Here is an 18,326-nt window from a genome sequence, read left to right as displayed (position 1 = left end):
GCCGCTGCAACGGCTGCACAATGCCTGGGTTGCCAGGTGTAAGTGTGGTTTTGCCAGCTTATACGCTACTGAGTACCTATAGCTTTAGATGTTTCGATCCAGACTGTGGCTGGTACGCCACCCAGCACCACCCGCTTTGCCAACCGATTCGCTGCCACATCGGGCGGTTTTGCCGCTGGCGGCCGCTCCCTGGCTGCTGCTGCTGGCCGCACTGTTGTTCGTGGCCAGCTTCTACCAGCGCGTACTGCATGGCGATGAGGCCTGGATCGGGGAGCAGGCCTACTGGGCCGCCAAGGAAGGCATTGTGCGCTCGGAGCTGTTCGACGGATTTTTGGGGGCCGGCACCCGGCAATGGGTGTACCACTGGCTGTTTGTGTGGCAGGCGGCGGGCGTCATCCGGCTGGTTGGCTGGTCGGCGCTGGTGCTCAAGCTCATCAGCCTGACTTACCTGGGCATATTTGCGCTCATCTGCCGCCCGCACCTGCGGCACTACTTGGCTACTGCCGCCGCCCGCCGCCTGTTCTGGGCCGTACTGCTGCTGAATGCGCTGGTAGTTGAGTATGGCTTTGTATTCCGGCCCGAGATTATGCTTATGTGCCTGGGGTTCGGCTCCTGGGTGCTCCTGCAGCGGTGGCTGCATACGGGGCAGACGCAGTGGTACCAGCTGGTGCTGGCCGCCGCGCTGGCCGGCCTGGCCGCCGCCACCCACCTCAACGGCCTGATCTACCTGGCCGCCGGGGCGGGGCTGCTGGCCTGGCGGCGGCAATGGAGCGGGGGCGCGCTATTTGCAACCGTAGGCGGAGCGGTGTTTGCCCTCTGCTTCCTCGATGTGCTCGTGCATGACGCCTGGGGCACTTACCTCCGCCAATTCGCGCCGGCTATTGGCGGCACCAAATCGGGCCATGGGTTTGCGCTGGTGCTGCGGGCGCTGGCTGAGCATAAGCGCTTTTTCCATTCGCCCCTCGAAACTGCTTTGTCGCTGTTGGTGTTGGCGGCGGCCGTTGCGCTCTACCGTTCGCGCTGGCGCACCCCCCGCCTGACCGATGCCACGTTGTATCTGTTGCTGCTGGTGGTGGCTCTGGCGGCGCTTTCGCAAAGCAAAACCACCAAGTACCTGGTGCTGTACCTGCCCCACCTGTGCCTGCTGGTAGCGGCGGGGTTCGAGCGGCTGCCGGCCCGGCCCGGTTGGGTGCGGGGGATGCTGGCCGTGGTGCTGGGCTTCTACGTCATCGTCAATGGCGTTTATACGGGCCTGCTTATCGGGCAGCACGAGGATAGAGTAGCGCGCAACCAGCAGCTGGCCACTCAATTGTCGGCCTACCGAAATACCTGCATAGTGGCACCTATGCATTTGGTTTTCAATCAGATTGAGACCTTTACCATTCAGGGTGTAACCTGCTACCTGGTGCAGGCGGAAACCAGGCAGCAGCGCCCCAATGGCCTGATGCTGTTCGAGGAAGCCGCCCGCTCCCGGCGCCGACTCATTGTGTTGGATGATCATTCGCTCAAAGACCTAAACCTGCCCCGACCCGTGGCGGGCGGCACCTACGGGGGCTACCGCTACGCCTACCGCTTCCACGATTATTATATTTACAAAGCCCTGTAAACCCGTTCGGTAACAAGCTCCCAAAGCCCGACTGCTTACCGCCAGAGCCGCCAGCTCCAGAGCGTAGCGCCCACAGCAGCAGCGCGCCGTTCGGCGGCGTTTTGGGTGGATAGAACAGGCGCTTCTTTGCAAGAAAATATGGTTATCTAGCACCGAACTTTCCTCGTCTATGGCCGCGTGCAGGGCGTGTTTTTCCGCCAGAGTACCCGGCAGCAGGCCCAGCGCCTCGGCCTCGGCGGCTACACCCGCAACAACCCCGACGGCACCGTTAGCATCGAAGCTGAAGGGCGCGCCGAAGCCCTGGCCGCGCTGGAAACCTGGTGCCGGCAGGGTGGCCCCCTTGCCGCCCGCGTTGATAAGGTAGACGTGGCAGCCGGCGCAGTGCAGGGCTACGCGAAGTTTGAGGTGCGCCACTAGGCGGTCCTGGTTTCACACCCGCCGCAGGCTCTGCACGGTTACGTCGAGCGGCTCGGCGGCGTAGAGCAGGGGCGGGCCAACGGGTGTGGGCAGGCCGTGGCTTTCGAGCAGCGTCGAGTTCCACTCCTGCAACGTAGCCTCGCGCAGCTGCCAGGGCTCGTGCCAGAGCTGCCCACGCCAGAGGTGCGGCCCGTGCCGGCCGGCCCGCACGTCGGGGCCGGCGGTATAGAGGCAGTAGCGTTCGGTAAGAAAATGCGCCAGCGTGCCCGGCCGGGCCAGCGGCAGGGCCGCGCCCGGCGTCCAGGTGGCGGCAAAAGCAGCAGGGGCAGTGCCGCTATGGGTGCGCTCGGCCTCGGCCCGAAACTGGCCGTTGGTTTCCGTAAGCGCCATGCGGGCGTGCAGGTAGGGCAGGTGGAACAGCGTGCGGGCCGCCCACACGCCTAGTGGCTGGGTGGCATCAAGCGAGAGAAACCACACGCCGGGCACCCCATCGAGGCGGGCGTAGGTGCGCACGTTCAGCTCGTGCAGCGCGCTCAGGCCGGGCACGGCCGGCAGGCCCAGCGGCCGGATGCGACTTATCGTGAACGGCACCACCCCCAGCCAGGCCTGCCCGTCGAATAAGTCCAGCTCCAGCCGGGCCGGCAGGTAGGGCCGCAGGGTTTCGGGGGCCACCGGCCAGTGGGCAAACAGCAGGTTGCTCCAGCGCTGCCGCATCAGCGGCAGGCGGCGCAAAGCAGGTGAAGACGAGTTGGAAGCCATTAATCGGAGGTGGTTACGGGCCCGGCTACGGCGGAAGGGCCGGGGCACTTACAACAGAGAAACCGGCCGATGCGCTGCGCTGAAACCGATAAAAGCCCGGGCTGCCGGCCCGGTACCTTGGGCTGGCAGGCTGCGGTTTGAAGCGTGCAAAAAAGCAGGCGTTGGTACCGCCGGGGAAAAAGTTGGGCCCACTGCCGCTAAAGTGAGATATTGCGGCAATGAACAAAGCGTTACTGACCACTCTGCTCCGCCGTGCGAGCCTGATGCACGCCGCCGACCGAGTCCGCTACGGACTGCTGCGCTACCGCAACCGCCGGCCCAACCAGGCTTTTCGCGCCGCCCACCCGGCCGTGGCCCTGCCGCCAGACTACCTGATGTATGAGTCGTTCCAGCTCAATTACCGCAAATACTACGAGGGCGGCCGGGAAACTGCTGAGTGGGTGCGCGACCATCTGGCCCGGCACCTCGCCCTGCAGAATCAGCACATCCTCGACTGGGGCTGCGGTCCGGCCCGGGTTATCCGCCACCTGCCCGCGGTAGTGGGCCAGGGCTGCCGCTACACCGGCACCGACTACAACGCCCGCTCTATCGAGTGGTGTCGCCAGCAGCTGCCCGGCATCGGATTTCTGCTCAACGGCCTCAACCCGCCCCTGCAGGCCGCCGCCGCCACGTTCGATGCGGTGTACGGCATTTCCATTTTCACCCACCTCTCGGCCGCCGGCCACCAGCGCTGGTACGACGAGCTGCTGCGCGTGACCCGCGCCGGCGGGGTACTGCTGTTTACCACCCACGGCGCGGCCTTCCGCGCCATCATGACCGACGCCGAGCGCGCCACCTTCGACGCGGGCCAACTCGTAATTCGCAGCAACGTGGACGAAGGGCACCGGGTGTTTGCCGCCTTTCAGCCCCCGGTGTATCTGCAGGCGCTATTCGGGCAGCAGTGCGAGGTGCTGGAGCACATCCCGGGCGAGCGGCAGGGCGCGGCCGCCAGCCAGGACGTGTGGCTGCTACGCAAGATGTAGCCAAGCTAAACAGCGCAGGGCCAGCAGATAAAGCGGGCAGCTCCTGACTTCAGGTTTACCACTGGTGCAGCTTGAAGCCCAGCTGCTGGGCCCTGGCTGCCAAGTCTTCGGCTACTTCCTGTGCCACCACACTCAGCGGATAGGAGTCACCGTCGAGGCTGAACATCACCAAGGCTAGTTCGCGTGGTTCCAGCGCCTCCTGCACAAGGTCGAGTTGCTCGGGGCCGAGGTCTTCGTCGGCGCCTAAATCCGTTGTTTCGGTTAGGGGTGGCCGCTTTTGCCGGGTCAGCACGTAGTTCAGGCTGCCGATTATTTCACCGGCAGTTTCTTTCCAGTCACACTCTACGGCCAAATCTTCGGCCAGCAGCGCATCAATCAGGGCAATGTCGCGCAACTCCTGCGAGGCTATTTCGCTCTCAATCCCTCTTTCGGCCAGTTCCTCCGCAAACTGCGCCGCATAACCTGTTGCATCCGTCAGCACCAGGTTCAGCCGGTCAGCTAGCCGTTGGGTGGCCGCCGCGTCGCCCAGGGTAAACAGGTCAAGAAAAGCCGAGAGTTCAGGATGCATAGTGGTGGGTGGAAATGGTCAGAAAGGGAAAGTGCTGCCTTCGTGTAAAAGTAGGTAAGTGCCGGCAGACACAAAAAAGGGGGGCAGCCAATGGCTGCCCCCCTTTTTTGTGTCTGCCGACTAGGAACTAGTCGACTTTCTTGGCCGAGCGCAGGCGCTCGTTTTCGTCGAGCAGGATTTTACGCATCCGGATCGACTTGGGCGTTACCTCCAGGTACTCATCCTTCTGGATGTATTCCATGGCTTCTTCCAGCGAGAACTGGCGCTTCGGAACAATCTTGGCGTTGTCGTCGGTACCCGACGCGCGCATGTTCGTGAGCTTCTTGCCCTTCTGGATGTTGATGGTCAAATCGTTCGGGCGGGTGTGCTCGCCGATAACCTGGCCAGCGTACACTTCTTCGCCTGGATCAACGAAGAACTCGCCGCGGTCCTGCATCTTATCGATGGTGTAGGCCGTGCCCATACCCGTGTCCATCGAAATCAGCGAACCAGCAATACGGCCCGGAATTACACCCTTGTGCGGCTCGTAGGCCGAGAAGCGGTGGTTCATGATGGCCTCACCGGCGGTAGCGGTCAGCACGTTGTTACGCAGGCCGATCAGGCCCCGGGCCGGGATGTTGAACTCCAGGTGCTGCAGGTCGCCCTTAGGCTCCATGATGGTCAGCTCGCCCTTGCGCATCGTCACCAGCTCGATAACTTTGCCGGCCGTCGTCTCGGGTACATCTACTACCAGGTGCTCGATGGGCTCCAAGCGGTGGCCCTTCTCGTCTTCCTGGAACAATACCTGGGGCTGGCCTACCTGCAGCTCGAACCCTTCGCGACGCATGGTCTCGATGAGTACCGACAAGTGAAGAATACCGCGGCCGTACACCAGGAACGAATCCTCACGGTCGGTTTCCTTTACGCGCAGGGCCAGGTTTTTCTCGGTTTCCTTGAACAGACGGTCACGCAGGTGACGCGAGGTCACGAACTTGCCTTCCTTACCGAAGAAGGGCGAGTTGTTGATGGTGAACAGCATGTTCATCGTTGGCTCGTCGATGCTGATAACCGACAGACCCTCGGGGTTTTCGGCGTCGGCCAGCGTGTCGCCGATGTCGAAGCCTTCGATGCCCGTTACGGCGCAGATTTCGCCCGAGCTAACCTCGGAAACCTTGGTGCGGCCGAGGCCTTCGAACACCTGGAGCTCCTTGATCTTAACCTTTTTGATAGTGCCGTCGCGCTTCACGAGGCTCATGTTGGCACCTTCCTTCAGCGTACCGCGGTGCACGCGACCAATGGCGATACGGCCCACGAACGACGAGTAGTCGAGCGAGGTAATCTGCATCTGGGGCGTACCGTCCAAGGTAGGAGCGGGCGGAATGGAAGCCACTACGGCGTCGAGCAGCGGAATGATGCTGTCGGTTTTTACCTTCCAGTCGGTGCTCATCCAGCCCTGCTTCGACGAGCCGTACAGTGTCACGAAGTCCAGCTGATCTTCGCTGGCGCCGAGGTTGAACATGAGGTCGAAAACCTGCTCGTGCACCTCATCGGGCCGGCAGTTTTCCTTATCGACTTTGTTTACCACCACAATGGGCTTCAAACCCAGGTCGATGGCTTTGCCCAGCACGAAGCGGGTCTGGGGCATGGCACCTTCGAAGGCATCGACGAGCAAGAGCACGCCGTCGGCCATTTTCAGGACCCGCTCCACCTCGCCGCCGAAGTCGGCGTGACCAGGCGTGTCGATGATGTTGATTTTAACGTCTTTGTACCGAACCGATACGTTTTTCGAGACGATGGTAATGCCACGCTCCCGCTCCAGGTCGTTGTTGTCGAGGATGAGGTCGTCGAACTGCTGGTGCTCGTCGAACAGCTTCGAAGCGTGGATAATCTTGTCCACGAGCGTGGTTTTGCCGTGGTCAACGTGCGCAATGATGGCGATATTCCGAATGTTCTGCATACAGGGGTTTTTGCGGGTGCAAATGTACAAATTATTGAGCGTAAACTCAGGCGGCCGGTTAATTGTCGGCGCCTAGGCAAAAGCTCGCGCCGGCGGCGGCTAATTCGTTGACCCGCTGCCAAATCGTGCAAACCTGCCTCTGCGCGGCCTCAGGGGCCCAACCGAACTGTACCCGGCTCGCGTATGTTGTTCACCTGTCGGCTTTGATGGCCGACTTTCCTTCCTAGAAAAAAAACTGTCCTATGCGCTCTTCTCTGCTGATTTTGTTGCTTTCCGCCGCCACGTTTAACACCGCCTGCTCGCAGGCCAGTTCCCGCGACAGTAAGATGGATGCATCCGACTCGGCCCGCCCGAATACGGCGGCCGCACCTGCGGGGAAGGACTATCCTAAGCCGCAGCCCGTAACGGGCAAGCCCGGCGAGTTCCCGGTGCAAAAGACCAACGCCGAATGGAAAAAGCAGCTCACTGCCGAGCAGTATTTCATCCTGCGCGAGCAGGGTACCGAAAAGCCCTTCGATAATCCTTACCACGACAATCACGAGAAAGGTAACTACTACTGTGCCGCCGATGGCAATTTGCTTTTCTCCTCGGAGGCAAAGTTTGAGTCGGGTACTGGCTGGCCTAGTTTCTGGGCGCCGGCGGCCAATGCCAGCCTTAAAGTAACCACCGACAACACCTACGGCATGAGCCGCGACGAGTTGGTGTGCGCCAAATGCGGCGGCCATCTGGGCCACGTCTTCAACGACGGCCCCAAGCCTACCGGCCTGCGCTACTGCATGGATTCGTACGGCATGACATTCAAGAAGGAGTAGTGCTCAGCGCTTCGTTGTTAGTCCTTAATTGAAAACAGACTGGTCATTCCAAGCCCCGCTTGGAATGACCAGTCTGTTTTTGCCACCTCAAAAACCAGTGCATCAGATGTCCACTCAAACTCAAACCGACCCGATTACCACCCTGCAAGCCGCGCTGGCTCCGGCCCGGGCGCAACTGGTGGCCCATGGCGTGTACCAGTCGTTACATTCGCTGGCCGATTTGCGCACGTTTATGGAGCACCACGTCTTTGCCGTCTGGGATTTTATGTCGTTGCTGAAGGCGTTGCAGCGCGAGCTGACCTGCGTGGAGCTACCCTGGGTGCCGCGCGGCAACCCGGCCACCCGCCGCCTCATCAACGACATTGTGCTGGAAGAGGAAACCGACCTCGACCCCGAGGGTCGGCCTACCAGCCACTTCGAGCTGTACCTGCGGGCCATGCGCGAGTGCGGGGCCGATACCGCACCCGTGGAGCGGCTCCTGGCCGCGCTGGCCGAGGGCGCTTCGGTGGCCGAGGCCTTAGCGGCGGCCGGGGCACCGGCTTCGGTGCGTGAGTTCGTGCTCGGCACATTCCAGCTCATCAATTCGGGCCAGCCCCACGCCGTGGCCGCCGCCTTCACGTTCGGGCGCGAAGACGTGATACCCGACATGTTCCGCCACCTGGTGCACGACTTGCGCCAGCGCTTTCCCGGCCAGCTCGACACATTTACTTACTACCTCGACCGCCATATTCAGCTCGATGAGGAAGTACACACGCCGCTGGCCCAGCAAATGGTACGCGACCTGTGCGCCGATTCGGAGCGGCGTTGGGCCGAAGCCGAGGCCACGTCCGTAACCTGCATGAGTGCCCGTGTGGCCCTATGGGACGGAATTCGGGCCGCATTGTAAAAAGGCGCTGGCGAAGCCAACTTCGCTTCCGCCCAATCGTTAGCAAAGGAGCCAGCCTGTTTTGGGCCGGCTCCTTTTTTCGTCGCGCCATGAGCACCGCCGTTCTATTCCGCCTCTTACTGCCGGCTGCGCTACTGCTTGCTGGCTGCACAACCTCGCAGGAAACCCGCAGCGAGGAAACCAGCGTGCGGCAGCGCGTCCCGAACCGCATCCTGACCGATGCCGACCGGCAGGCGGCCTACAACAGCAACGCCGGCTACGGTGGGGCCACGCCCGATGCCACGCCCGGCCGGGTCAGGCCCGGCGAGCAGGCCAGCGGCATCAACTCGCAGAAAAACCCCGAAAGCCTCAACACCGACAACAACAATACGGCCACGCCCGAAACCCGCCTGCGCCGCGTAAAAGGTGCCCCGGCCGATACCCTGCGCCTGCCCTAAAACGGGCCGAAACGCCATTCTATTTCCGCTTAAACGCTCAACGGCCCGTTACCGAATAGTAACGGGCCGTTGAGCGTTTTTTAGTGTGCTGTTAGCTTACGAGTCCGCTTCAGTTGCCGAGTTGGCAGCAGGGGTTGCCGCTGCCGGCTTGCGCGCTGCGCGCGGGCGGCTTGCCGTGGTGGTGCCCGTCGCTTTGGCGGCCGGTTTAGCAGCTGTTATTGTCGCTGGTTTGGTGCCGGCGGTGCGGCGGTGCGTGGCGGCCGGAGTCTTCGCAGAAGCTTCGGTCTCGGGCAGCGTGGCCGGGTCGGCGGTGGTCGAAATACTGTCGGAAGCGGCGGGTGTGCCCATTTCCTGGCCGCGCACTATCGTGTGCAGGGCCTGCTCGAAAAGCTGCTCCACATCGGTGTCGAGGCGACGGGTGGCGTCTTTCACTACTTCCTGCAGTTTGGTTTTGGTGTCCTTGCGGATGCGCTTAACTACCTCATTAATGCGGCCGTCCAATTCCTTCTGCAGCTGCTTGGCGGCTTGCTTCAGGGCCTTTTTCTGGCTGTCTTTCTTGCCGGTTTTCTGGCTATTGAGGGCTGCTGAGGCCGATTTGGCTGCTTTTGCAGCCTTCGCTTGCGCCTTTTCAGCGGGGTCCTTGGCGGCTTTAATTGTTTTGGCCTTCTTGGCCGGTTTCTCTTTTTTCGACTTGTCTTTTTTAGCCGACTTTTCTTTGGAGGACTTGCTCATGGCGGGAATCGGAAAATGTTGAAAAAGAAAGGAGTAAGCATAGATACGGCCCGCTGCCTCGACAGTTTAGGGCGTTGCAATTATGGTTGCAAAAATCTGGCGACCTGCACCCGCCCTTGGGTAGCTAGTCTGCGCGGTTCCTGGTTTTACTCGTTCCTTTGCACTCCCGCGGCCAGCCGGTCGTTTTTTCAGCTGATTTCTTGCCTCCGAATATGTCCGCTCTACCCCAACGCTACACCGTTACGGCGGCCCTGCCCTACGCCAACGGCCCCGTACACATCGGCCACCTGGCCGGCGTGTACCTGCCCGCCGACATTTACACGCGCTACCTGCGCGCCCAGGGCCGCGACGTGAAATTCATCTGCGGCTCCGATGAGCACGGCGTGCCCATCACCATCCGGGCCCAGAAGGAGGGCGTCACGCCCCAGCAGGTCGTCGATAAGTACCACGCGCTCATCGGCGACTCGTTCCGCGACTTCGGCGTGTCGTTCGATATTTACTCGCGCACGTCCTCGAAAACCCACGCCGAAACGGCCAGTGCCTTTTTCCTCAAGCTGTACAAGGAAGGCAAGTTCATCGAGCAGGTGTCGGAGCAGTACTATGATGAAAAGGCCGACCAGTTTCTGGCCGACCGCTACATTGTGGGCACCTGCCCGAACTGCGGAAACGACAACGCCTACGGCGACCAGTGCGAGAAGTGTGGTACGTCGCTGAGCCCGACAGAACTCATCAACCCGCGCTCCATGCTCTCGGGCAACCAGCCCGTGCTGCGCGAAACCAAGCACTGGTATCTGCCCCTCGACCAGTACGAGCCCTGGCTGCGCGCCTGGATTGTGGAAGGCCACAAGCAGGACTGGAAAGCCAACGTGTACGGCCAGTGCAAATCGTGGATCGACCAGGGCCTGCTGCCCCGCGCCGTGACGCGCGACCTCGACTGGGGCGTGCCCGTGCCGGTGCCCGGCGGCGAGGGCAAAGTGCTGTATGTGTGGTTCGATGCGCCCATCGGCTACATTTCGGCTACCAAGGAACTGCTGCCCGATGGGGCCTGGGAGCCCTACTGGAAAGACGCCGGTACCCAGCTCGTGCACTTCATCGGCAAAGACAACATCGTGTTCCATTGCATCATCTTCCCGGCGATGCTCAAGGCCCACGGCGAGTTCATCCTGCCCACCAACGTGCCCGCCAACGAGTTCCTGAACCTGGAGGGCGACAAAATCAGCACGAGCCGCAACTGGGCCGTATGGCTGCACGAGTACCTGCAGGATTTCCCTGGCCAGGCCGACGTGCTGCGCTACGTGCTCTGCGCCAACGCCCCCGAAACCAAGGACAACGACTTCACCTGGAAAGACTTCCAGGCCCGCAACAACAACGAGCTGGTAGCCAACCTGGGCAACTTCGTGAACCGGGCCGTGGTGCTTACCCACAAGTTTTTCGGTGGCCAGGTACCCGCCAGTGCCGGTTTCACCCCCGAAGATGAGGACGTGTTGCGCCAGCTCGGTGAGTTTCCGGCCCGCATTGGGGAGCTGATTGACAACTACCGCTTCCGCGATGCGCTGAACGAGCTGATGAACCTCTCGCGCCTGGGCAACAAGTACCTGGCTGACCAGGAGCCCTGGAAGCTCATCAAAACCGACGAGGCCCGCACCGGCACCGTCCTGCACGTGGCCCTGCAACTAACGGCTGCCCTGGTCACGCTGCTCGAGCCCTTCCTGCCCGAAGCCGCCGCCCGCCTGGGCCGTATGCTCAACACCGAAAAAGGCCCCTGGCCCGAAGCCGGCCGGCCGACCGCACTACCCGCCGGCCACCAGCTGGCCGAAGCGGCCCTGCTGTTCACCAAAATCGAAGATGCTACCGTGGAAACCCAGGTGCAGAAGCTGCTCGACACCAAGAAAGCCAACGAGGTAGCCGCTGCCGTTTCGGCCCCCGCCAAGGAGGACATCAGCTTCGAACAGTTCCAGACCATGGACCTGCGCATCGGCACCATCGTGGCCGCCGAGAAGGTTGCCAAAACTAAAAAGCTGCTCAAACTAAGCGTCGACCTTGGTTTCGACGAGCCCCGCACCATCGTCAGCGGTATTGCCGAGCACTTCCTGCCCGAAGCCCTAGTGGGCCAGCAGGTGCAGGTGTTGCTCAACCTGGCCCCCCGCGAAATCAAGGGCATCCAGAGCCAGGGCATGCTGCTAATGGCCGAAAATGCCGACGGCGTGCTGTCGTTGATGCAGCCCAGCAGCGCCGTGCGGCCGGGTTCAGGCGTAGCGTAGGCTGAAAGTCAAAACTGGTAAAAGCAAAGCGCCCCACCATATATATGGTGGGGCGCTTTGCTTTTACCAGTCAATATACGAGCAGCTATAGGGGAGTTATATGCTGACTTATTGCCCGAAGCAAGGAGGCTAGACGGTCCAAGTCAACAGATGTGAATGGTACTTCATTTTTAGCCGCTCTTTTTAGTTCTGCTACATCATCAAACAAGGACCCGATAACTACTTGTGGTTGCTCAAGCTTTTCCCAATCATCTGTTGGAATAATGGCATAGTAGTCGGTTTCCAAATCAAAAGTCCCTTCACCAATGCCTTCCAAATAAGCGGTGGCTCTTTGAAGTAGAGACTTCAACTCGTCAGTGGTAATTTTTGCGTTAGACTGCTTCATATGAAATATTACACATCCTTCACATTCACCACGTTCATGGCCCGCTCCACGCCCTGCATCCCGAAAGCCAGCACTGCCTCGCCGGCTTTTTCGAGGCGGCCATCGAGGTCGATTTTCTCGTCCTCTGAGAACGGGCTGAGTACGTAATCCACCTGCCGGCCCTTGCCGAAGCTGGCGTCGATACCGAAGCGGAGGCGGGCGTACTCGTCGGTACCCAGCGTTTCCTGGATGTGCTTAAGGCCGTTCTGGCCGCCGGCCGAGCCCTTGGCTTTCAGGCGCAGCTTGCCGAAGGGCAGGGCCAGGTCGTCGGTCACGACCAGCAACTGCGCCTTTTCGATTTTGAGGGCGCTGAGCCAATGGGCAGCGGCTTTGCCACTCAGGTTCATGTAGGTAGTTGGCTTCACGAGCACGAACCGGCGGCCCTTGTGCTTGAACTCGGTGGTGAAGGCATGGCGGCCCAGCTGCCAGGGCGCGGCCTCGTGCTTGCGGGCCAGGAAGTCGGCCACCATGAACCCCACGTTGTGCCGGGTATCGGCATATTCGGGCCCGATGTTGCCCAGGCATAAAATCAAAAAGACCACGGATTAGCTCGGATTTTAACGGATTGCACGGATTTCGTAGTTGACTGCAGCCGGGGAATCCGTGGTAAGCCCCCGGTGCAAAAGTAGGCGCAGTTGCGCAAAGCCTCGTAGCCGAAAAGCAAAAGAGCCACCCCGTTACTGGGGCGGCTCTTTTGCTTGGGTCGGAATAGCCCAGTCTCAGCAAATCGTTTACGGTAATTCGTGCAAACTGCTAGAATCCGGGCTAATTCCTTGGTTCTTACTTCTCGGCGGCCAGCTGGCCTTTGAGTGCACGTGGGATGGCCACGGTAGCAATCGGGGCCTGGGGGCTGCTGAGGATAGTGTAGCCCTTTGCCTCCACCTTGTCTACTTTGATCGACTTGCCCAGTGCCAGCTCCGAAATATCAACCTCCACGTAGTCGGGCAGGTTTTCGGGGGTAGCCTTCACTTTGATTTTGCGGAGCTTGCTTACCAGCTTGCCACCGGCCAGTACGCCCGGCGATACGCCTACGTACTTCACGGGAACCTCCATTTTCACTTCTTTGCCTTCCTGCAGCTCCAGGAAATCAACGTGCAACAGCATTTCGTTCACGGGGTGGAACTGCGAATCCTGCACGATGGCGCGGTACATGGTGCCCTCAATGTTGAGGTCAACGATGTGCACCTCGGGGGTGTACAGCAATTCGCGGAACAGGATGGCTGGTACGGAGAAGTGAACCTGCTCGGTGCCGCCGTACAGTACGCATGGTACGTACGAATCGAGGCGGACCGCTTTGGCGTCCTTCTTACCGAGATTCGCTCTTTTAAACCCTACAATCTCGAGGCTTTTCATAAAAGTGTGCTTTGGAGGAAAATCCGCTCACCCACAGCAGGCAAACGGGCCGCAAAGATAAGCGTATTGTTTGGCAATAGTGAAGTGAGTGAAAAAGACTGTGTCATGCTGAGCGCAACGAAGTCTTTACTTGTACTACACCACTCCCTGCCAGTAGCTCTAAACAAACAGCGAGCTGATGGATTCGTGGGTAACCACGTTGCGGATGGCTTGGGCGAAAAGCGGAGCCAGCGTGATGACCCGAATTTTGGGGTTTTCCTGCTGCAATGGAATCGTATCGGTAATCACCAGCTCCTCCAGCATCGAGTTGCGAATCCGCTCGTGGGCCGGGCCCGAAAGCACGCCGTGCGTAATTACGGCCCGCACCGACTTGGCACCGCGCTCCATCAGCAGCTCGGCGGCCTTACAGATCGTGCCGGCCGTATCCACGATGTCGTCGACGAGTACCACGTTCATGCCCGTCACGTCGCCGATGACCTGCATGGAGGCAATTTCGTTGGCCCGCAGGCGCATTTTATCGCAGACCACGATTTCGGCCCCAAACTTCTTGGCAAATCCTCGGGTACGCACTACGCCGCCGACATCGGGCGAGGCAAAAAGCAGGTTGTCGAGGCCCAGCGACTGGATGTAGGGCGCCAGAACGGTCGCGCCATCGAGGTGGTCGACGGGAATGTCGAAGAAGCCCTGAATCTGGCCGGCGTGCAAATCGCAGGTCATCAGGCGGTCGGTGCCCACGCTCTGCACGAAGTCGGCCACCACTTTGGCCCCGATGCTCACGCGGGGCTTGTCTTTGCGGTCTTGGCGGGCGTAGCCGTAGTAGGGCATTACCACGGTTACCGAGGCGGCCGAGGCGCGCTTGGCGGCGTCCACCATCAGCATGAGCTCCATCAGGTTTTCGGCCGGTGGGTTGGTGCTCTGGATCAGGAATACGGCGCAGCCCCGGATGCTCTCATTGAAGCTGGGCCCCAGTTCGGTATCGGCAAAACGCTGGATGCTCAGGTCGCCGAGGGGCTGACCGAAAGCTTCGGCAATTTTTTCGCCTAGCTCGTGGGAGGCGTTACCGGCGAAAATCTTGACTTGCTGGGCCATGGGAAAAGGTGTTAAGAAGTTAAGGGGTGGAAATAAAAAATTCTCCCACCGGCCGACGGTACGGCGCGAGGGGAGAATCGGGGAGGCGTGAAGAAATCAAATGAAGTGCCACGTTGCCTTGCTTCGTTCAAGGATGCCGTCTGCATCTGCGGTATCCAATCATCTGCAACAGCTGCGATTAAAGCGCGAAAGGCGCCGACTCTTCCGGGGGAGGAAGAATCAGCGCCTTTCGCGTTGGCTGCGTCAGTTGTCCGACCAGGGCTCGAACCTGGACTTTCTTGAATCAAAATCAAGCGTGTTGCCAGTTACACCATCGGACAATTTCCGGGCGGCTTTCCGGGTGAGCGGTGCCGTTTGGTTGTGCAAATGTACGGTGGCTTTTATTACAGGCAAATTTCCGGCGAAAAATTTTTACTTGATTCCGGGGGCCAACAGGCATCGAAGGGTCTTTCAGAGCTGAAAATCAGGGTTTCAGACCCTGAAAAAAAAGTTGACAGCAGCCCGTAGCTGTGGGCTTTGGCAATGCCACGATTAAGCCGTAGTTTTGCGGCCTGAATCGTTGCACCCAATCCCAATCTATAAAAAGCAATGGCGAATACCGGCAAAATCACCCAGGTTATCGGTCCCGTCGTGGACGTGAGCTTCGCGGGTGAGAACTCCAAGCTTCCCAATATTCTCGACGCACTCGAAGTAACCAAAGGTAACGGTCAGACGATCGTGCTAGAGGTGCAGCAGCACCTGGGCGAAGACCGGGTTCGTACCATCGCCATGGACTCGACCGAAGGTCTGACCCGTGGCGCCGGCGTGCGCGACCTGGGCGCGCCCATCTCCATGCCTACGGGCGAAGGGGTAAAGGGCCGTCTGTTCAACGTCATCGGCGAAGCCATCGACGGCATTCCGCAGCCCAAGAGCGACGGACCGATGTCCATCCACCGCTCGGCTCCGGCCTTTGAAGACTTGGCGACGTCGTCGGAAGTGTTCTTCACCGGCATCAAGGTAATCGACCTGCTGGCTCCTTATGTGAAGGGCGGTAAAATCGGTCTGTTCGGCGGTGCCGGCGTAGGCAAAACCGTACTCATCCAGGAGCTTATCAACAACGTCGCCAAGGCCTACGAAGGTCTGTCGGTGTTTGCCGGCGTAGGCGAGCGGACCCGCGAAGGCAACGACCTGCTGCGTGAATTCATCGAGGCCAACATCATCCGCTACGGCGAGGCGTTCAAGCACTCGATGGAAGAAGGCGGCTGGGACCTGAGCAAGGTCGATATGGCCGAGATGGAGAAGTCGCAGGCCACCCTGGTGTTCGGCCAGATGAACGAGCCCCCCGGAGCCCGGGCCCGCGTAGCCCTCTCGGGCCTCACCATTGCCGAAAGCTTCCGCGATGGCGACGGCACCGGTGCCGGCCGCGACATCCTGTTCTTCATCGACAACATCTTCCGCTTCACACAGGCCGGCTCCGAGGTATCGGCACTGCTGGGCCGCATGCCGTCGGCCGTAGGTTATCAGCCCACGCTGGCCACCGAAATGGGTGCTATGCAGGAGCGGATTACCTCCACCAAGCGCGGTTCCATTACCTCGGTGCAGGCCGTGTACGTGCCCGCCGATGACTTGACTGACCCGGCCCCGGCCAACACCTTTGCCCACTTGGACGCCACGACGGTACTGAGCCGCAAAATCGCCGAGTTGGGCATCTACCCGGCCGTTGACCCGCTGGACTCCACCTCGCGCATCCTGTCGGCCGACGTACTCGGCGACGAGCACTACAACACCGCCCAGCGCGTGAAAGAGCTGCTCCAGCGCTACAAGGAACTGCAGGACATTATTGCCATTCTGGGTATGGATGAACTCAGCGAGGAGGACAAGCAGGTAGTAAACCGCGCCCGCCGCGTGCAGCGCTTCCTGTCGCAGCCCTTCTTCGTGGCCGAGCAGTTCACCGGTCTCAAAGGCGTGCTGGTTGATATCAAGGACACCATCAAAGGCTTCAACGAAATCATCGACGGCAAGTACGACCACCTGCCCGAGGCTTCTTTCAACTTGGTAGGTACCATCGAGGATGCCGTTACCAAGGGCGAGAAGCTGATTGCCGAAGCAAAGTAATTTTGAGCTGTTAGCTGATGGCTGCTAGCTGTTGGCTGCCCATTGCTGACTCCGGTCATCAGCTAACAGCCAACAGCTAACCGTTCAGAAACTATGCATCTGGAAATCATCACGCCCGACCGCAAGGTGTTTGAAGGCGAGGTTACGTCGGCCCGGTTTCCGGGAGCCGATGGCCTTTTCGAAGTCCTCAACGACCACGCCCCGCTCATTTCGGCGCTGAAAGCCGGTGAAATCGTGCTCAACGGTGGCGCCAGCCGCTTTCACGTGGAAGGTGGCGTAGTGGAAGTGCTGCGCAACAACGTCATCGTGCTGGCCGAGGGCGCTTCGGCGTAACCTGCGGTTTCAGCTTCTAGTGAAAAGCCTTTCCTTTGCAGGAAAGGCTTTTCTGCTTTTTCAGCCTGAATTAACGGTTTATGAAAATCCACCCCAAAATCACCCCGATTTACCAGACCTCAGTTTTCAAGTTCGAGGACCTCAACGAGCTGGAGCTGTATTTCGGGGAGCCGGGCAGCCGCTACCTGTACTCGCGCAACGGCAACCCCAACTCCGACGAGCTGGCAGCGGCCGTAACGCAGCTGGAAGGCGGAGCAGGAGCGGTGGCCACCGGCTCGGGCATGGCAGCTATTTTTGCGGCCGTTATGGCCTATTGTGAGGCCGGCGACCATGTGCTGTGCGCGGCCGACATCTACGGCGGCTCGTCGGCGCTGCTGAGCCAGGAGCTGAGCCGGCTGGGCATTACGGTGAGCTACGTGCCCTTCGCCGACCTGACCACCAACCTGCCGGCCTATGCGCAGCCCCGTACCCGGCTGCTGCTCTGCGAAACCATCAGCAACCCGCTGCTGCGCGTCATCGACCTGCGCGCCGCCGCCAATGCTGCCCACGCGCTGGGCCTGAAGCTGGTGGTAGACAACACCTTCGCTACGCCGGTACTTACCCGCCCCTTCGAGCACGGGGCCGATCTGGTGATGCACAGCGTAACCAAGTACCTGGCCGGCCACTCCGACGTTACGGCCGGCGCGGTAGTGGCCCGCACGCCCGAGGACGCGGCCCGGCTCCGGCAAATCGGGACGCTGTTTGGGCTGACGCTGAGCCCCATGGAAAGCTGGCTGGCCGTACGGGGCCTGAAAACGCTGCGCCTACGCATGGAAGCGCACTGCCGCAACGCCCAAGCCGTGGCCGAGCTACTGGTGCGCCACCCAGCTGTGGGACAGGTGTTCTATCCGGGGCTGCCGGGGCATCCGCAGCATCAGCTAGCCGCCGTGCAGGGGGCGGGAAGCTTCGGCGGCATGGTGTCGTTCCGGCTCGCCGACGACACGACGGAGGCCGTGAGCCGCTTCATGCGGGCCAGCCAACGGTTCCCGTTCGCGCCTTCGCTGGCCGGCGTCGATTCGTCGCTTTCGTACCCGGCTGGTACCTCGCACCGGGCCCTCACCGAGGAGCAGCGGCAGGAACTGGGCATCACGGCCGGGCTGGTACGCCTGAGCGTGGGCATCGAGCCAGCCGCCGAGCTACTGGCCGATTTGCAGCAGGCCCTGGACGCCAAGTAAGGCCGTGAGCCAGTGGCCGCGAGCAGTAGGCGGATACCAATAAGCACATTCGGCGCCCTACCGCTTCATCATTTAGAGTGTGTGGACAGTCATGTTTAAATTTGCGGGATGCGACGCCACGAACTTACTGAGCGTGAATGGGAACTGATTCAGCCGCACACACTTGGGCAGGCCGGTACGGCAGGCGGCACAGGCCGCAACAACCGCCATTTTGTCAACGCCGTGGTCTACCGGGTGCGCACGGGCTGCGCCTGGCGCGACCTGCCCGAACGGTTTGGCCCTTGGAACACGGTAGCCCGACGCTTTCGCCGCTGGGCGCTGGCTGGGGTCTGGGAGGGCCTGTTCCAGGCGGTGCAGGAGCCGGATTATGCTTGGGTGCTGGT

General features: G+C 60.8%; 18 protein-coding genes, 1 tRNA gene and 1 pseudogene. 11 read left to right on the top strand and 9 right to left on the bottom strand.

What is annotated here, in order from left to right; all coding sequences use genetic code 11:
* Positions 1-88 precede the first annotated feature (88 nt).
* Positions 89-1,606 (top strand): hypothetical protein, encoded by a 1,518-nt coding sequence (locus tag BLW21_RS04980; protein WP_139255085.1) that lies wholly within the window; start codon positions 89-91, stop codon positions 1,604-1,606.
* Positions 1,607-1,774: 168 nt separating this feature from the next.
* Positions 1,775-2,023: pseudogene (locus BLW21_RS04975) on the top strand (acylphosphatase); the annotation flags it as partial.
* Between the two features lie 12 nt (positions 2,024-2,035).
* Here BLW21_RS04975 and BLW21_RS04970 read toward each other — a convergent pair.
* The gene (locus BLW21_RS04970; RefSeq protein ID WP_092738360.1) at positions 2,036-2,782 is read right to left on the bottom strand and encodes a YqjF family protein; all 747 of its coding nucleotides are present in this window, start codon (positions 2,780-2,782) and stop codon (positions 2,036-2,038) included.
* Positions 2,783-3,000: 218 nt separating this feature from the next.
* On the opposite strand from BLW21_RS04970, the gene BLW21_RS04965 reads away from it, so the two are divergent.
* Entirely contained in the window at positions 3,001-3,804 is an 804-nt protein-coding gene (locus BLW21_RS04965) for a class I SAM-dependent methyltransferase (RefSeq protein ID WP_092738359.1), read from the top strand.
* A 55-nt stretch (positions 3,805-3,859) separates the two neighbouring features.
* On the opposite strand, the gene BLW21_RS04960 is transcribed toward BLW21_RS04965, so the two are convergent.
* Both BLW21_RS04960 and typA read right to left on the bottom strand, forming a co-directional pair.
* A complete protein-coding gene (locus tag BLW21_RS04960) occupies positions 3,860-4,372 on the bottom strand; it encodes a DUF6630 family protein (RefSeq protein ID WP_092738358.1) in 513 nt (170 codons plus the stop codon).
* Positions 4,373-4,499: 127 nt separating this feature from the next.
* Entirely contained in the window at positions 4,500-6,308 is a 1,809-nt protein-coding gene (gene typA / locus BLW21_RS04955; RefSeq protein WP_092738692.1) for a translational GTPase TypA, read from the bottom strand.
* Between the two features lie 242 nt (positions 6,309-6,550).
* Here typA and msrB point away from each other — a divergent pair, with 242 nt between their 5' ends.
* The 3 genes from msrB to BLW21_RS04940 all read left to right on the top strand — a co-directional run bounded on the left by msrB (position 6,551) and on the right by BLW21_RS04940 (position 8,443).
* Entirely contained in the window at positions 6,551-7,120 is a 570-nt protein-coding gene (gene msrB, locus BLW21_RS04950; protein WP_092738357.1) for a peptide-methionine (R)-S-oxide reductase MsrB, read from the top strand.
* Between the two features lie 106 nt (positions 7,121-7,226).
* On the top strand, positions 7,227-8,006 hold the full coding sequence (locus BLW21_RS04945; protein ID WP_092738356.1) for a DUF3050 domain-containing protein: 780 nt from the start codon (positions 7,227-7,229) through the stop codon (positions 8,004-8,006).
* Between the two features lie 89 nt (positions 8,007-8,095).
* On the top strand, positions 8,096-8,443 hold the full coding sequence (locus BLW21_RS04940) for a hypothetical protein (protein WP_092738355.1): 348 nt from the start codon (positions 8,096-8,098) through the stop codon (positions 8,441-8,443).
* 96 nt (positions 8,444-8,539) lie between these two features.
* Here BLW21_RS04940 and BLW21_RS04935 read toward each other — a convergent pair whose 3' ends face one another.
* Complete coding sequence (locus BLW21_RS04935; RefSeq protein WP_092738354.1) at positions 8,540-9,175, bottom strand: hypothetical protein; 636 nt, start codon at positions 9,173-9,175, stop codon at positions 8,540-8,542.
* 212 nt (positions 9,176-9,387) lie between these two features.
* Between BLW21_RS04935 and metG the strand changes: the two genes are divergently transcribed.
* On the top strand, positions 9,388-11,436 hold the full coding sequence (gene metG, locus BLW21_RS04930; protein ID WP_092738353.1) for a methionine--tRNA ligase: 2,049 nt from the start codon (positions 9,388-9,390) through the stop codon (positions 11,434-11,436).
* An 85-nt stretch (positions 11,437-11,521) separates the two neighbouring features.
* Here metG and BLW21_RS04925 read toward each other — a convergent pair whose 3' ends face one another.
* From BLW21_RS04925 to BLW21_RS04905, 5 genes are all read right to left on the bottom strand, one after another.
* Positions 11,522-11,821, bottom strand: coding sequence for a hypothetical protein (locus BLW21_RS04925; protein ID WP_092738352.1), 300 nt, complete (start codon positions 11,819-11,821; stop codon positions 11,522-11,524).
* An 8-nt stretch (positions 11,822-11,829) separates the two neighbouring features.
* Positions 11,830-12,402 (bottom strand): aminoacyl-tRNA hydrolase, encoded by a 573-nt coding sequence (pth, locus tag BLW21_RS04920; RefSeq protein WP_092738351.1) that lies wholly within the window; start codon positions 12,400-12,402, stop codon positions 11,830-11,832.
* A 238-nt stretch (positions 12,403-12,640) separates the two neighbouring features.
* Complete coding sequence (locus tag BLW21_RS04915; protein WP_092738350.1) at positions 12,641-13,213, bottom strand: 50S ribosomal protein L25/general stress protein Ctc; 573 nt, start codon at positions 13,211-13,213, stop codon at positions 12,641-12,643.
* 159 nt (positions 13,214-13,372) lie between these two features.
* Positions 13,373-14,302 (bottom strand): ribose-phosphate pyrophosphokinase, encoded by a 930-nt coding sequence (locus BLW21_RS04910; RefSeq protein ID WP_092738349.1) that lies wholly within the window; start codon positions 14,300-14,302, stop codon positions 13,373-13,375.
* Between the two features lie 247 nt (positions 14,303-14,549).
* Positions 14,550-14,622: transfer RNA gene (locus tag BLW21_RS04905), tRNA-Gln, on the bottom strand.
* Between the two features lie 268 nt (positions 14,623-14,890).
* Here BLW21_RS04905 and atpD point away from each other — a divergent pair.
* The 4 genes from atpD to BLW21_RS04885 form a co-directional block, all read left to right on the top strand.
* A complete protein-coding gene (gene atpD, locus BLW21_RS04900; RefSeq protein WP_092738348.1) occupies positions 14,891-16,396 on the top strand; it encodes a F0F1 ATP synthase subunit beta in 1,506 nt (501 codons plus the stop codon).
* A 93-nt stretch (positions 16,397-16,489) separates the two neighbouring features.
* Entirely contained in the window at positions 16,490-16,729 is a 240-nt protein-coding gene (atpC, locus tag BLW21_RS04895) for an ATP synthase F1 subunit epsilon (protein WP_092738347.1), read from the top strand.
* Between the two features lie 80 nt (positions 16,730-16,809).
* Positions 16,810-17,943, top strand: coding sequence for a trans-sulfuration enzyme family protein (locus BLW21_RS04890; RefSeq protein WP_092738346.1), 1,134 nt, complete (start codon positions 16,810-16,812; stop codon positions 17,941-17,943).
* A gap of 108 nt (positions 17,944-18,051) precedes the next feature.
* Positions 18,052-18,326: transposase (locus tag BLW21_RS04885; protein ID WP_139255084.1), on the top strand; the 275-nt coding region annotated here is incomplete at its 3' end.

This window comes from Hymenobacter psychrophilus (assembly GCF_900107135.1).
GTDB lineage: Bacteria > Bacteroidota > Bacteroidia > Cytophagales > Hymenobacteraceae > Hymenobacter > Hymenobacter psychrophilus.
This window is presented reverse-complemented; position numbering and strand designations above follow the sequence as displayed.